The following is a 13,870-nucleotide window of genomic DNA, read 5'->3' as shown; positions in this document are numbered from 1 at the left end:
GGGACGGCGGCAATTGATGTCGCGGTTCGTGAAGAAGGGCGCGGCGGCGCCCGGATCCGCGTTCGGGTGCTCCGCCCGGTCGGCCGAGGCCGTTGCCGTCGTTCCCGGAACGCTTCCCCAAGGTTACCCGCCCTCGCGCCGACGCTCGGCCTCTCGTGGCGGCACTCACACCGGTTCAGCTCCTGTTCACGCCGAGGAGAGCCGACGTTCGCCCCCGCTCGGAGGCCGGGTCAACCGAACAGCAGGACCGGGTTGACCAGGTCGGCCACGAGCAGGATGACGCTGAAGACCAGGAAACACGCCACTACGACATAGGCCACCGGAGTGAGCAGCGCGATATCCACCGGCCCCGGGTCCGGACGCTTGAACAGGCGCGCCGTCCACTTCTTGATGGACTCCCAGAGCGCTCCGGCCATGTGGCCACCGTCCAGCGGCAGGATCGGCACCAGGTTGAAGGCGAACAGGAAGAAGTTGACGCCGGCCAGGATGCTGAGCATCATCGCGGCGGTGTCCACCACCGGCAGGCCCTGGGACATGATCTCGCCGCCGATGCGGGAGATGCCGACGATGCCCACCGGGGAGTCCTCGGTGCGCTGCTCCCCCAGGAAGGCGGCGCCGAACACCTCGGGGACCTTGCTCGGCAGTGCCACGATGGCCTGGCCGACACCGACCAGCATGTCGCCGACCTCGGCGGCCGACTCGGTGGCGGTGAGGGTGCCTCGTTCCTTGGCGAAGTGGATGCCCAGGAAACCGACGGTCTCCACGGCCGGGATCCGGCGGCCGCTCTCGTCGTAGACGTTGTCGCCGTCCTCGTCGGTCTCGTAGACGATCTCGCCGGCGCCATCGCGAGCCGGCAGCTCGCTCTGGACGATGTCCACCTCGGTGGTGAGCAGCTCACCTTCACGTTCGATGCCGAACTCGGTGGGGCCGTCGGAGGTACGGATCTCACGGCTGGCCGAAGCCCAGTCGGGGGTGTCGGCGCCGCCCACGGACACGACGACGTCGCCCGGCAGCAGCTCGGCCTCGTGGGCCGGGGTGCGTGGCAGGTCATCGGTGCACTCGGTGATGGAAGCGCCCGAGGGGACCACGCACTCGTTGACGACACCGACCTCGTTGGTGTCCTGGTACACGCCGATACCCATGAAGAGCACGCCGAGCAGCGCCGTTCCCAGCACCAGGTTCATGCCCGGGCCGGCGAACATCACGATCAGCCGCTTCCATGGGGAGCGCTGGTAGAACTGCCGATCCTCGTCCTCGGGGGGCAGCTCCATGTAGGAGGCCTCGCGGGCGTCCTCGGCCATGGCCCGCCACCGCGACATCTTGCGGGCGCCCTGCTCCTCGGTCCGGCGGGCCGGCGGGAGCATCCCGACCATCCGCACGAACCCGCCCAGGGGCACCGCCTTGATGCCGTACTCGGTCTCGCCCTTGCGGGTGGACCACAGGGTCTTACCGAACCCGACCATGAACTCGGTGCACTTGATGCCGAACATCTTGGCCGTGGCCATGTGACCGAGTTCGTGCCAGGCGATCGAGAACAGTAGTCCCAGGACGAGCAGGATGATCCCGACCACGGTCAACAGCACGACCATGTATCTCTCCTCAAGCCAGAAGCGGTCCTCAGCCGCGGGCGAGCAGTTCGCGAGCGCGGGTTCGGGCCCAAGTGTCTGCGGCGTAGACGTCGTCCAGGGTCAGGGGCGTGGAACCCGGCCGATCCGTCCGCTGGTGTTCCGAGACTACCCGGGCCACGGTGTCCATGATCGCCGGGAACGCGAGGTTCTCCCGCAGGAACGCGTCGACCGCCTCCTCGTTGGCCGCGTTGTAGACCGCTGGAGCGGTACCGCCAGCGGCACCGACCTCCGCCGCGATGCGCACCGCGGGGAACGCGTCGTGGTCGAGTGGCTCGAAGGTCCAGCTCTGTGCCCTGGTCCAGTCCATGCCCGGGGCGGCGTCGGGAACGCGTGCGGGGGCGCTCATGCCGTAGGCGATGGGGATCATCATGCTGGGCGGGCTGGCCTTGGCCAAAGTGGTGCCGTCCACGTACTCGACCATGGAGTGCACGATCGACTGCGGGTGGACGACCACGTCGATGCGGTCGAAGGGGATGTCGAACAGCAGGTTGGCCTCGATCACCTCCAGCCCCTTGTTGACCAGGGTCGCGGAGTTGACGGTGATGACCGGCCCCATGCTCCAGGTGGGGTGGTTCAACGCCTGTTCCGGCGTGACCCGCGCCAGTTCCTCGGTCCGACGGCCACGGAAGGGGCCGCCGCTCGCGGTGACGACCAGCCGCCGCACCTCCGACAGTTCGGCGCGGACCAGGCCCTGGGCCGGACTGGTGAGTTCACCTTCCGGCCGGTACGGGAAGCACTGGGCGATGGCGTAGTGCTCGGAATCGACCGGGACGATCTGGCCGGGCGCGGCCACCTCGCGCACCAGCGGACCACCGATGATGAGGGACTCCTTGTTGGCCAGCGCCAGGGTGCTGCCGGCGCGCAGCGCGGCGAGCGTGGACTCCAACCCCAGGGCGCCCGTGATGCCGTTGAGGACGACATCGCAGGGGTGCCCGGCCAGCGCGGCCACGCCCTCGCCGCCGGTGAGCATCTCCGCGGAGGCGCCCTGTTCGGCCATCAGGCGGGTGAGCTCGGCGGCACGGCTCGCGTCGGCCACCGCCACCCGTTCGACACCGAGCTGCACGGCCTGCTTGGCGAGCAGGTCCACCCGCCCGCCGCCGGCAGCCAGACCCACCACTCGGAAGCGCTCCGGGTTGCGCTGGACGATGTCGATGGCCTGGGTTCCGATGGAACCGGTGGATCCGAGGATCACTACTGTTCGCTGCTGTTCTTCTCGCACCCCTCCATTGTCGCCCAATCCGCGGGGCGACGGGAGAGCGACCGGGGCTTTACACGGCGTTGCCGATCCCTTAACTTAACTCGTGAGTAAGTTACGCCACAGTAACCAATGTCGCAGACCACGGTCGGGCACGACCGAACCCCGACCCTCCCCCGATGGCGCCGGCGCGACGACCCATCGGAGCCTCCCCGCTCTCCTCCCCCGAGGTTTCGAAATGACCCCCACGTCCAGACGCGCCCTGAGCGGCGCTCTCCCCCGGATCCTGTCCGTCGTCGTGGCGTCCGTCCTGGCCGCCGCGCTCCTCTCCCCCGCCCCCGCCGTCGCACAGACCGTCGGCTCCACGATCAGCTACGAGACCATCGTGAGTCACGACGGCACCGAGCTGAAGGCCAAGGTCATCACCCCCACCGGTGTGGAGGGCCCCCGCCCGCTGCTGGTCATGCCGTCCGCCTGGGGCACCCCGCACATCCTCTACGTCGGAGCCGCCAAGAAGCTGGCCGAAGAGTCCGGCTACCAGGTCGTCGCCTACAGCTCGCGCGGCTTCTGGGACTCCGGCGGCGGCATCGAGGTCGCGGGGCCCGAGGACCGGGCCGACGCCAGCGCCGTCATCGACTGGGCACTGGAGAACACCGAGGCCGACGTCGACCGCATCGGCATGGCCGGCATCTCCTACGGCGCCGGCATCAGCCTGCTCACCGCCGCCGAGGACGACCGGGTCAAGGCGGTCGGCTCCATGAGCGGCTGGGCCGACCTGGAGGCCGCCCTCTACCCCAACGAGACCATCGACGTGCAGTCCGCCGAGCTACTGCTCCTGGCCGGCAACCTGCTCGGTCAGCCCGGTGAACTGCTCCAGGAGGCCGAGCGCGAGTACCGCGACGGCAACATCGACCCGATCCTGGAGATGGCCCCGGACCGTTCCGCGAACACCAGGGTGGACGAGCTCAACGCCAACGGGACCGCCGTGATGGTCGCGCACGGCTGGAACGACGGCATGTTCCCCGTCGGACACATGGCCGACTTCTACGAGGAGCTCTCCGGCCCCAAGCGCCTGATGCTCACCCCCGGCGACCACGCCACCCCCGAGGCGTTCGGCGCGGTGGGTCTGCCCAACGAGGTCTGGGAGGACCTGGGCCGCTGGTTCGACCACCACCTCAAGGGCGAGGACAACGGGATCGACACCGAGGAACCGGTGCGCGTCAAGCCCAACAACGGGGGCGAGTGGACCTCGCACGCCGACTGGCCGTCGGTGACCACCGACACCGACGAGTACTACCTGGGCGAGCCCAGCAAGGAGTGGTTGCGCTGGCAGAGCTCCGGGGCGATGGAACCGGAGCCGGAGACCGGCTGGGACTACGACTTCCGGACCGGCGTCGGCACCACCGCCGAAAGCGGCACGGTGTTGCTCTCCGGGGCACTCCAACAGTTCTTCGACGTGCCCACGGGGGTCCTGCTGCCCACCGTGGACCGGTACCGGGCGGCCGTGTGGACCAGCCCCGCCTACCCCGACGGCGCACGTGTGGCCGGCACCCCCGAGGTGACGTTCACGGTCACCCCGACCGTCGCCGACCAGTCGATGTTCGTGTACCTGTACGCGATCAACGAACGGGGCACCGGCTCGCTGTTGAGCCACGCGCCCTACACACTGCGCGACGCCGCCCCGGGTGAGCCGGTGACGGTGGAGACCGACCTGTCCTCGGTGGTGTGGGACGTACCGGCCGGGAAGCGGCTGGCGGTCGTGGTGGACAGCCGCGACGCCCGCTACACCGCGGAGAGCCGGACCGGGAACCGGATCGAGGTGACCTCGCCCGAGGAGGAGCCCACCCGGGTGAGTATCCCCTTCACGCGTTAACGGAGGCGCCGGAAAGACAGTGCGGCCCGGACGTCCTCACCCGAGGATGTCCGGGCCTTCTTCCCGAAAAACCCGCGACACAAACTCAAAGTAGCTAAAGAGTTACCGCGAGTATGCAAAGATCGAGCCATGACCTCGTCCACCGCATACAAGGTCATCGCCCCGCTGGCCGCCGCCACCGTCGCCCTCGCGGGCTTGGCGATGATCGACAAGCTTCCCGAACCCACGTCGGCCGTCACCCAGGCCGGCCACTCCCCCACCACCCGAGTGGACGGGATCGCCCACCAGGCCGGCGCGAGCACCCGGGACCAGCACGCAGAGGTCCTCGACTACTGGACCAACGAACGCATGGCCGCGGCGCAGCCCATCACCGCCCTGGTCGACTCCGCCTTGGGGATCACCGAACCCGTGGCGCCCGCCCCCACCGACGACGCCGTGGAACCGCAGGCCGCCCGGCCCGACAGCGAGGGTGAACCCTGGAACGACGGTGGGCTCGTCATCCGCACCACCGGCAAGGTGTACCTGACCATGGACGGGCGCGACTTCACGTGTTCGGCCTCCGTCGTGGACTCCGCCAACGAGAGCACCCTGGTGACCGCCGGCCACTGCGCCAAGGACGGGAAAGGCGCGTGGGCCCGCAACTGGACCTTCGTGCCCGGCCACGACGACGGTGAGGCCCCCTACGGCAAGTTCACCGCCCGCGACATGATCGTCTCCCCCAACTGGGCGAACGAGGCGGACGACAGCTACGACTTCGCGATGGTCGTGCTCAACGAGGACGACTCCACCACCGCGCAGGAGCGGGTCGGGTCCCAGCGACTGTCCTTCGACACCTGGACCGAGGAGCGGGTGAACCAGGGCGTACAGGTGTACACGTTCGGTTACCCGTCCGCCTCCCCCTACGACGGCAAGCACCTGCACTACTGCTCGGGCCGGACCGTCCCCGACACCGACGGCACCACCGCCAACGGGATGCCCTGCTCCATGACCCAGGGCTCCAGTGGAGGGCCGTGGTTCGCCGACTTCGACCCCTCCACCGGCCAGGGGAACATCGCCTCGGTGGTGAGCTTCAAGTACGCCGACGACCGCGCCACCCAGTACGGACCGCGGCTGGGCGCCGAGGCCCGACGGCTGTACGAGCACGCCTCGGGCCTGTAGAACGCGCCCGCCCACGGCCGGTGACCGCCATCCCTTCTCCGCGGTCACCGGCCGCTCTCGTGCGCGGACCCCTACAGGTCGATGCCGGTGAGGACCAGGACGCGCTCGTCGGTGAGGTCGGTCATCGCCGAACGCACACCCTCCTTGCCCACGCCGGAGCCCTTGACGCCGCCGTAGGGCATCTGGTCGGCGCGGAAGGTGGGGACGTCGCCGACGATCACGCCGCCGACCTCCAGCTCCCGGTGGGCACGGAAGGCGGTGGGCAGGTCCCGGGTGAACACACCGGCCTGGAGCCCGAAGTCGCTGTCGTTGACCGCGGCGAAGGCGGCGTCGGTGTCGGCGACCCGCTGGATCACCAGGACCGGACCGAAGATCTCCTCGCGCACCACCTTGGCGTCGGCGGGGGCGTCGGCCAGGACGGTGGGCGCGACGGTCACACCGTCGCGGGTGCCGCCGGTGAGCACGCGAGCCCCACCGGAAACCGCCTCCGCCACCCACGCGGTCACCCGCTCCGCAGCGGCCTCGTCGACCATCGGTCCCACGTCGGTCTTCTCGTCGGCGGGGTCGCCGGTGCCCAGCGCCTCCACCCGGTCGACCAAAAGCCGCACGAACTCGTCGTGCACGGAGTCGGTGACCACGACCCTCTGCACGCCGATGCACACCTGGCCGGCCTGGTTGTTGCCGAACAGGGCCACGCGCTGAGCCGCCCAGTCCAGGTCGGCGTCGTCCAACACCACCGCGGCGGCGTTACCGCCCAGCTCCAGGGTGACGTGCTTGTGCGGGGCGCGCCGCTGGATCTCCCAACCGAAGGCGCCACCGGTGAAGGAGACCACGGGCAGACGTTCGTCGGTGATGAGCGCGGCCGCGGACTCGTTCGGCATGGGCAGCACCGACACCATGCCGCCGGGCAGCTCGGTCTCGGCGATGATCTCGCCGAGCAGCAGCGCCGTGACGGGGGTCGCGGGTGCGGGCTTGAGGATGATGGGCGCGCCCACCGCGATCGCGGGCGCGATCTTGTGCGCGACCAGGTTGATCGGGAAGTTGAACGGGGAAATGCCCAGGATCGGGCCCTTGGGCACGCGACGGATCAGGGCCAGACGGCCGGTGCCCCCCGCGTCGGTGTCCAGTCTCTGGAGGTCGCCGCTGTCCCGACGGGTCTCCTCGGCCGCCCAGCGGAAGACCGACACGGCACGCCCGGCCTCGGCCCGGGCCCACTTGATCGGCTTGCCGCTCTCGGCGGTGATCACCCGGGCGATCTCCTCGGCGCGCTCACCGATACGCCGGGCGATGTGGTCCAGGGCGGTGGCCTTGACGTGCGCGGGCAGGGCGGCGGCGGTCGCGGCGACCGCGTGCGCGGCGGCCACGGCCTCCTGCACCTGGCCCGGGGTGGGCACGGAGACGGTGCCCGCGGCCTCGCCGGTGTAGGGGTTGAGGACGGTCATGTCGGTGTCGCCGGTGGTCGCGGTGCCGGCGAGCCAGAACGGGTGCGTGGTCATGTCCGCGACGCTAGACCCCGCGACCGCGACCGCGCCTTGTCCACCATTGCCAAAGCGGGCCCCTGGTTTGGCCACACTGGCGCATGGTTCTTGCGCTGACCCGCTGGCGTCGGAGCGGTCCTTGATACACAGTGGTGAGGGAGGGCCCTGCCAGCACGTTCGGTCCGGCCCTCGGGTCCACCGCCGTCGACGGGAACCCGGGAGTGCCATTGCCGCTCGTCTACCGCACGCTCGTCGCCGTCCCGGACGACGACGGAGATCTCGTCGCCGTCGCCTCCACCGTCCTCTCCCGATGGTTGAGCAAACGCGGGAACTCCGGAGCGCGCGTGGACTTCGATGCCTCGGGACGCTACGACCTCAGCAACCGGTCTCGGGCGTTGGTCGCCCGGCACGACAACGACGACGAGGGCCTCACCTTCCTCCGGCTGACCACCGAGTCCGAGAAACCCGACGGGGTGTGGCGCACCCTGATCACCGTGGTGGTCGATCCCGAACTGTCCCCTTGGCGGTACCTGTGGCTGGACATGACCGTCGACCCCGCGCCCGGCCTTCCGGCGGAGGCCACCCGTCTGGAGGTGATGCCGCCCGAGGCGGCCCGCATGCTGCTGGAGGCGGTCAACGCCCATGACGGCGCGCACCCACTGCTGTCCACCCCCAGGATCATGCGCGGACGCGACGACGCCGACATGGCCGCCCTGCACTCGGCCATCCGCGACCCGCTGCGACGCCTGGCGATCGTCGCCACCGGCGCGCCCGGGGACGTGACCGTCGCCGCCTGGCGCGGTTCCATGGCCGGGGCGCTGTCCCGGTGCACCGGCATGTGCGCCGGATACGTGCTGGACGCCGCCGCACTGGACCGCATGGCCGAGCTGCTCCCCCGCGACCTGGACATACCCGCCGGCGGTGTGCGCACGTTCCTGCCCTCGGTGGATCCCACGAACGAGGCGGATTCGTCACGTCATCCCCGGATGAGCCCCACGACCCTGGACACGGCCCGGGACGGCGAACGGGTGCGCAACTGGGTGGGCGCCGCCCTGTCCCGGCGGGTACGCGACAACGCCGTGACCCTCGGACTGCCCGAAGCCCTCAGAGCGATCGACACCCTCCTGCGCGAGGAGACCGACGACCTGCGCCGGGTTCCCTCCTCCCTCGTTCCCCCATCGACCCCCGGACCGGAGCACGCCATCGCACACCAGTCGGAGCATGACTCGGTGACCACCGCGGAACTGGCCGCCGCCAAAGCCCAGGAACAGCAGCTCCAGCGGCTCCGTGAAGAGGTGCGCCGGCTCAACACGCGCATCGGCGAACTATCGGAGGAACGCCACCAACTGCTCGACGAGACCGCGGACCTGGCCGATGAACTGGACACCGCGAGGGAGGGCGCGCGGGCCGCCCGTTACGAAGCGCGTTGGCTGCGCGAACGGGTCCGTGAGGAGGGTCTTTTCCGGTTGGCCGCCGCCCCGGCCCCGCACGATCCCGAGCGGCCACCGCCCACGAGCGTGGCCGAGCTGCTGGGGCGGATCACCGACGACGACGTGCTGCCGCACCTGTTCTTCACCCTGGAGGACCAGACGGTGTACGAACTGTCCGACAGCCGCAAGGAGGGCCTGTGGGTGACCCGAGCGTGGGAGGCGCTGCTCGCGCTCAACGACTACGCCCGCTACCAGTTCGACAACCCCGGCAGCGGCCTGGGGTTCCACTCCTACCTGCGCGATCCACCGGACGGCTACCGGGTGATCCCGGTCAAACGACTGGCCTCACAGGAGTCGGACTACGTGCGTAACCGCGGAAAGCTCAACGAGAAGCGGTTCTTCCGGGTGCCCCACGAGGTGGCCTCGGCCGGGCGGGTGCCGATGTACGCGCACATCAAGCTGGACATCGAGTACGGCATCTGCCCACGGCTGTACTTCTTCCCCGACCTGGGTCCGGACACCACCAACCGCGTGTACGTGGGGTACCTGGGCCGACACCTGCCGGTACAGCAGTCCAACTAGAGCGTGCGGTGACCGAACCTGGCGGAGAGCTCTGCGAGGTCGGGTTCGCCGTAGCGCTCCACGAGTGCCTTGAACCGCAGCTCCTTGTCCGCGCCGAAACGGCGGACCTTGGCCGAGTAACTCGACACGGAGTGCAGGACCGGCGGTTCCGTCTTGCTGTGGAACTTGTCCGCGTACATCACCAGTTCCTCCTCCGGGGTCTCGGCGAGGTAGTCGGCGACCGGGATCGGCAACCCCTGGGAGCGCACGTCTTCGGCGGTGACCCCCACGCCGGTGTGATGGGAGCAGAACCGGCACAGCGTCTCGGGCAGCCCCTCCGCGGCGAGGAGTTCGTGACCGAGCACCCCGTGGCTCACGTAACGGTCGTGGGCGATGCGACCCGAGGCGTCGACCAGGCGGTAGACACCGATGTCGTGCAGCAGGCAGCCCGCCCGGACCAGGTCGACGTTCACCTTCGCGGGCGCGCGGTCGAGGAGCTGTTCGGCGACCGCGCACACCACCCGGCAGTGCGTGTACACACGCTCGAAGGCCTCGGCGCTGGGCGCGTACCTCTCGTGGAGGGACCTGATCTGTTCGTCGGTGGGGATCTGCACACCGGGGACCATACCCTGGGAACCGTGATGGGGACGACGCAGGCACACACCGTTCTGAGCGAGGCGGACCAGCGTGGGCGCGCCGAACGGCACGCCGAGCGCGTGGACGCGCTCACCGCCGACCACCTGCGGCGACGCCGCGCCGGCGAACGCCACCCGGTGGAGGACTTCCTGTTCACCTACTACAACCTCAAGCCGGCGCAGCTGCGGCGCTGGCACCCCGGGGTGGGCACGACCCTGGCCGGAGAGAGCGCGCGCGAGCGACTCTCGGAGCGCTTCTACACCGAACACGACGGCGGCGGGGTGGGGCTGGACGTGCCCGCGTTCCTAGCGGCCCGGCCCGTGCTGGGCTTCGTGGAACGACTGCTGTCGGCGGTGGCCTCGCGCCCGGCGCACCTGGGCTGCTTCGGTCTGCACGAGTGGGCGATGGCGTACCGCACCTCCGAGGTGCGCCACGGCCAGGTTCCGCTGCGGCTGGGCCACGAGGGCACCGACCGGGTGGTGGAGTCGCACCGGATCCAGTGCTCGCACTTCGACGCCTTCCGGTTCTTCACCGAACCCGCGCGCCCGCTCAACACCCTGTCGCCCACCAGGGAGACCCAGGCGGACCTGGACCAGCCGGGCTGTCTGCACGCCAACATGGACCTGTACAAGTGGGCGTACAAACTCACCCCGGCGGTGCCGTCGGAGCTGGTGGTGGACTGCTTCGAGCTGTCCAGGGAGATCCGCACGCTGGACATGCGGGCCTCCCCCTACGACCTGCGGGAGTGGGGGCAGGAGCCGGTGCGGATCGAGACGGCCGAGGGCAAGGCCGCGTACATGGAGTACCAGCGCGACTTCGCCGAACGCGGCGGGGTGCTGCGCGAGCGGCTGCTGGCGGTGTGCCGGGAGCTACGGGCGGCCTGAGGCTTCACGGGCCAGACGCCTGCGGGCGACCTTGTGCCCCCGCCAAGAACCCACCAGCAGTAGTGCCGTGCCCACGGTCGTGGGCACCAGGATCGCGACGATCTGGCCGTTCGGATCGGAGAGCAACGGGGTGAGGATCGCCGCGGGCAGGAAGGCGATCCCGCCCAGGATCGACCAACGGGCGCAGGCCTCGTGCACCGCGTACCAGGCGGCGTCACTCGACCGGGTGAACTTGGTGCGCACACCGAAGAAGTCGTTGGGCTTGAGCTTCCGCTGCGCGCCGTAGACCCCCATCAGTACCAACACCAGCGCGCCGCCCAGCATGGTCAGCACCACCATGATGAGCGGAACGAGGGGGATGGTCTCTTCGGCGGCCTGGGCCAACGAGGTCAACGCGGGGCCTCTTTCCTGGTGGGGGATCAACCGCCGCGACTGTCGCGCGGCGGCGGCAGGGCGCAGGTGTCGCTGCCACCGGGCAGACGGTATCGGTTGGCCGCCACCGCGCGGTAGGCGACCCGGGTGAGCGCCCGCGCCCCGGGCAGGGCCATCAACCGACCCAGCGCCCGGAAGGGGAACCGGCCGTGCCGGAGGGTCTCGGCGATGGCGTCGCCACCGGCGAGCAGGCTCCGGTCCGAGCGGACCAACCAGGCCTGTTCGTCCGCCTGCTCCGGGGTGAGCCCGAAGGCCTTGAGGTCGACGTCCTGCCAGGCCGCGAAGGCGGTGCGGGTGCGCACCCGGTCCCGTGCGAACGCCACGGAACGCTGGCAGAAGCCACAATCACGGTCGTAGAGGAAGAGCCCGTCCGAAGGGATGCGGTGTGTTTCCCGTGAATGTCCCATGTCCTCTTCCTACCCGCTGAGGAATCACTGATGGGCGAAGAACAGGGCGTAACCCATGACGGAGAGCAGCGTCAGGGAGAACAGCACCGAGAACACGAACACCGTGATGTGCAACCACCGGAACCGGCCCGCCTCGGTCGGGGCCCGGCGCCAGTGCCACGCCCCGACGGTGACGGCGGTGGCGACCATGCCCGCGGCGACCGCGGACAGTTCGGTGGGCAGGTCGGTCCACACACCTCCGCGCTGGGTGTAGACCAGCCAGGCCACGGCGCCCAGGCTCAGCGAGACGATCCGCAGGCGGTCCAGCGGTCGCTGAGTGATCAGGGTGCGACGGCGGATCATCAGCGCGAGCAACAGAACCGGCGGGAGCAACAACGGGAGCAAGGTCAGCGCCATGGACATCCCGGTGCTGGGAGGAGCCGACAACGGTTCCCCGGGTTCGTCGCCGAGCAGTCCCAGGGCCAACTGGCTCTCCTGCAGGGTGAAGCTGTTGCCCATGAGGACGACGGCGCGCTCGTCGTCGAACAGGACCGTGGTGGAAGACCCGTAGACCTTCCCGCTGTGGAAGGTGACCTCGCCGTGCTCGGGGGTGTCCAGGACGTGCCAACCCAACCCCATGGACAGTTCGGTGTCGCCGCCCGCCTCCGTGGCGGGCTCCTCCTCCGAGGGCGCCCCGCCGATCCGCACGTCCTCCAGGACGATGTCGGTGGCTTCGGAGCCAGGGGCGGTCCCGTCGGCGACCGCATCGATCAGGGTGACCAGGTCGGAGACGGTGCTCCAGGTGGAGATCCCCGCGGGCGCGTACTCGGTGTTGGTCCACGGAGCGACCCGTACACCAGGTTCGTAGTACGACAGGGCACCGCCCTCGGGACGTTCGGCGGTGACCGCGGTGTCGTCCATACCCAGGGGGTCGAGGACGCGTTCGCGCACCAGGTCCGGGTAGGAGCCGCCCGCTTCCTCCGCCAGCGCGTGCCCGAGGGTCGCGAAGCCGTGGTTGGAGTAGACGTATTGGTCCCTGGGTCCGGCCTCGGTGTGCGAGAGTCCGTCCACCGGCGAGATGGCGCCCTCATAGGGACTGATCAGGAGCATGGAGCGGAAGGTGACTGCCGCTTGCTCCCCGTCGGGGGTCGCCCGCAGTCCCGAATGGTGGGTGGCCAGTTCCTGGAGGGTGATGTCGGCGACCTCGGGATCGTCGAAGTCGACGTCGGGAAAGACGTCGGCGAGTGTCCGGTCCAGGGAGGTCTCCCCCCGTTCCACCATGTCGGCGAGCAGCATCCCGGTGATCACCTTCATCACCGACCCGGTCTCGAACGGGGTGTTCGGTCCGACCGGTGCGGCGCCGTCGGAGGTTCCCGCGGCCGCCCACTCCACCGAGTCCGGATCGTCGAGGGCGAACCGGGCCACGGACAGTCCCTGCACCTCGACCATGCGGTCGCCCAGTATCCGCTCCACGTCCGCCGCCAGCGGCGCGTCACCGGCCACCCCGGTCGCGGGCGTGGAGCGGGCCGGAGCGAACAGCGCGGCCAGCACCGCGACCACCACGCCGATACCGAGCGCGACCAGCCAGACCCGTCCCGGTGCGGCCGGCGACCGCTGCCGACGAGGGGGCTTGGAGGACCGACCGGACGCCGACCCGGACGACGGGTCGGATGGCGAGTCGGATGGCGGGTCGGATGGCGGGAGGGACGATGATCCGGACGCCGACCCGGACGACGGGTCGGAAGGGTCCGGGGGTGTGGAGGGATCAGTGGAAGCCATAGCCCCCACCCTGACAAAAGGTGGCCCGAAGGTGCAGTCACCGCTGTCAGCGATCCGCCATGAGGTTCTCCCCGCCCGGGCGATGACACCTGTCATAGTCCCTCACGGGCTCTCGGGTTTTCGGGTCTTCGGGCTCCATCGTGGGCTCTCGGGTCCACGGGCTCGCGGGTTCTCGGGACCACGGGCTCATGAGCCTCTCTGGGTGTGTGGTGCGCTTGGGGTCGTGTTCCTTGGGGTTGTTGGGCGGGGTTGCGGTGGGTATGTGGTGCGCCTGAGGTCGAGAGCCCTGAGGTTGTTGGGCGGGGTTGCGGTGGTCTCCCCCTTCCCCGCCGCGTGATTGTGGCCGTCTCCACTACGCGCGTCAAGGTCGTCGCAGGGGCGGCTTCGCCGAGAGAGCGCTCCACCTTGACCCGCTTCGCTACGACGGCAG

At 69.9% G+C, this 13,870-nt stretch carries 11 protein-coding genes; 4 read left to right on the top strand and 7 right to left on the bottom strand.

Going from position 1 to position 13,870, the window contains the following annotated elements; all coding sequences use genetic code 11:
• Positions 1-230: 230 nt before the first annotated feature.
• Both BQ8420_RS15235 and dxr read right to left on the bottom strand, forming a co-directional pair.
• Complete coding sequence (locus BQ8420_RS15235; protein ID WP_087099647.1) at positions 231-1,589, bottom strand: RIP metalloprotease; 1,359 nt, start codon at positions 1,587-1,589, stop codon at positions 231-233.
• Between the two features lie 28 nt (positions 1,590-1,617).
• On the bottom strand, positions 1,618-2,820 hold the full coding sequence (gene dxr / locus BQ8420_RS15230) for a 1-deoxy-D-xylulose-5-phosphate reductoisomerase (protein ID WP_235006276.1): 1,203 nt from the start codon (positions 2,818-2,820) through the stop codon (positions 1,618-1,620).
• A 241-nt stretch (positions 2,821-3,061) separates the two neighbouring features.
• On the opposite strand from dxr, the gene BQ8420_RS15225 reads away from it, so the two are divergent.
• Positions 3,062-4,696 carry a CocE/NonD family hydrolase gene (locus BQ8420_RS15225; protein ID WP_087099643.1) on the top strand — a complete coding sequence of 545 codons (1,635 nt, stop codon included), beginning with the start codon at positions 3,062-3,064 and terminating at the stop codon, positions 4,694-4,696.
• A 129-nt stretch (positions 4,697-4,825) separates the two neighbouring features.
• The gene (locus tag BQ8420_RS15220) at positions 4,826-5,854 is read left to right on the top strand and encodes a serine protease (protein WP_087099641.1); all 1,029 of its coding nucleotides are present in this window, start codon (positions 4,826-4,828) and stop codon (positions 5,852-5,854) included.
• Positions 5,855-5,925: 71 nt separating this feature from the next.
• Here the strand turns inward: BQ8420_RS15220 and BQ8420_RS15215 are convergent, their stop codons facing one another.
• The gene (locus tag BQ8420_RS15215) at positions 5,926-7,350 is read right to left on the bottom strand and encodes an aldehyde dehydrogenase family protein (RefSeq protein ID WP_087099639.1); all 1,425 of its coding nucleotides are present in this window, start codon (positions 7,348-7,350) and stop codon (positions 5,926-5,928) included.
• Between the two features lie 209 nt (positions 7,351-7,559).
• Here BQ8420_RS15215 and BQ8420_RS15210 point away from each other — a divergent pair, with 209 nt between their 5' ends.
• The gene (locus BQ8420_RS15210) at positions 7,560-9,344 is read left to right on the top strand and encodes a hypothetical protein (RefSeq protein ID WP_087099637.1); all 1,785 of its coding nucleotides are present in this window, start codon (positions 7,560-7,562) and stop codon (positions 9,342-9,344) included.
• Here the strand turns inward: BQ8420_RS15210 and BQ8420_RS15205 are convergent.
• Complete coding sequence (locus tag BQ8420_RS15205) at positions 9,341-9,937, bottom strand: HD domain-containing protein (RefSeq protein ID WP_087099923.1); 597 nt, start codon at positions 9,935-9,937, stop codon at positions 9,341-9,343. The two genes, BQ8420_RS15210 and BQ8420_RS15205, sit on opposite strands and share 4 nt — an antisense overlap.
• 27 nt (positions 9,938-9,964) lie before the next feature.
• Here BQ8420_RS15205 and BQ8420_RS15200 point away from each other — a divergent pair, with 27 nt between their 5' ends.
• A complete protein-coding gene (locus BQ8420_RS15200; protein ID WP_087099635.1) occupies positions 9,965-10,843 on the top strand; it encodes a 3-methyladenine DNA glycosylase in 879 nt (292 codons plus the stop codon).
• On the opposite strand, the gene BQ8420_RS15195 is transcribed toward BQ8420_RS15200, so the two are convergent.
• Genes BQ8420_RS15195 through BQ8420_RS15185 form a run of 3 tightly spaced genes read right to left on the bottom strand, consistent with a single transcriptional unit; the run spans position 10,829 to position 13,230 of the window.
• Entirely contained in the window at positions 10,829-11,236 is a 408-nt protein-coding gene (locus tag BQ8420_RS15195; RefSeq protein WP_087099633.1) for an SdpI family protein, read from the bottom strand. The two genes, BQ8420_RS15200 and BQ8420_RS15195, sit on opposite strands and share 15 nt — an antisense overlap.
• A 26-nt stretch (positions 11,237-11,262) precedes the next feature.
• Positions 11,263-11,682 carry a thiol-disulfide oxidoreductase DCC family protein gene (locus tag BQ8420_RS15190; protein WP_087099631.1) on the bottom strand — a complete coding sequence of 140 codons (420 nt, stop codon included), beginning with the start codon at positions 11,680-11,682 and terminating at the stop codon, positions 11,263-11,265.
• Positions 11,683-11,706: 24 nt separating this feature from the next.
• On the bottom strand, positions 11,707-13,230 hold the full coding sequence (locus BQ8420_RS15185; protein WP_235006273.1) for a serine hydrolase: 1,524 nt from the start codon (positions 13,228-13,230) through the stop codon (positions 11,707-11,709).
• Positions 13,231-13,870: the final 640 nt, after the last annotated feature.

This window comes from Nocardiopsis sp. JB363, from assembly GCF_900143625.1.
Lineage (GTDB): Bacteria > Actinomycetota > Actinomycetes > Streptosporangiales > Streptosporangiaceae > Nocardiopsis.
This window is presented reverse-complemented; position numbering and strand designations above follow the sequence as displayed.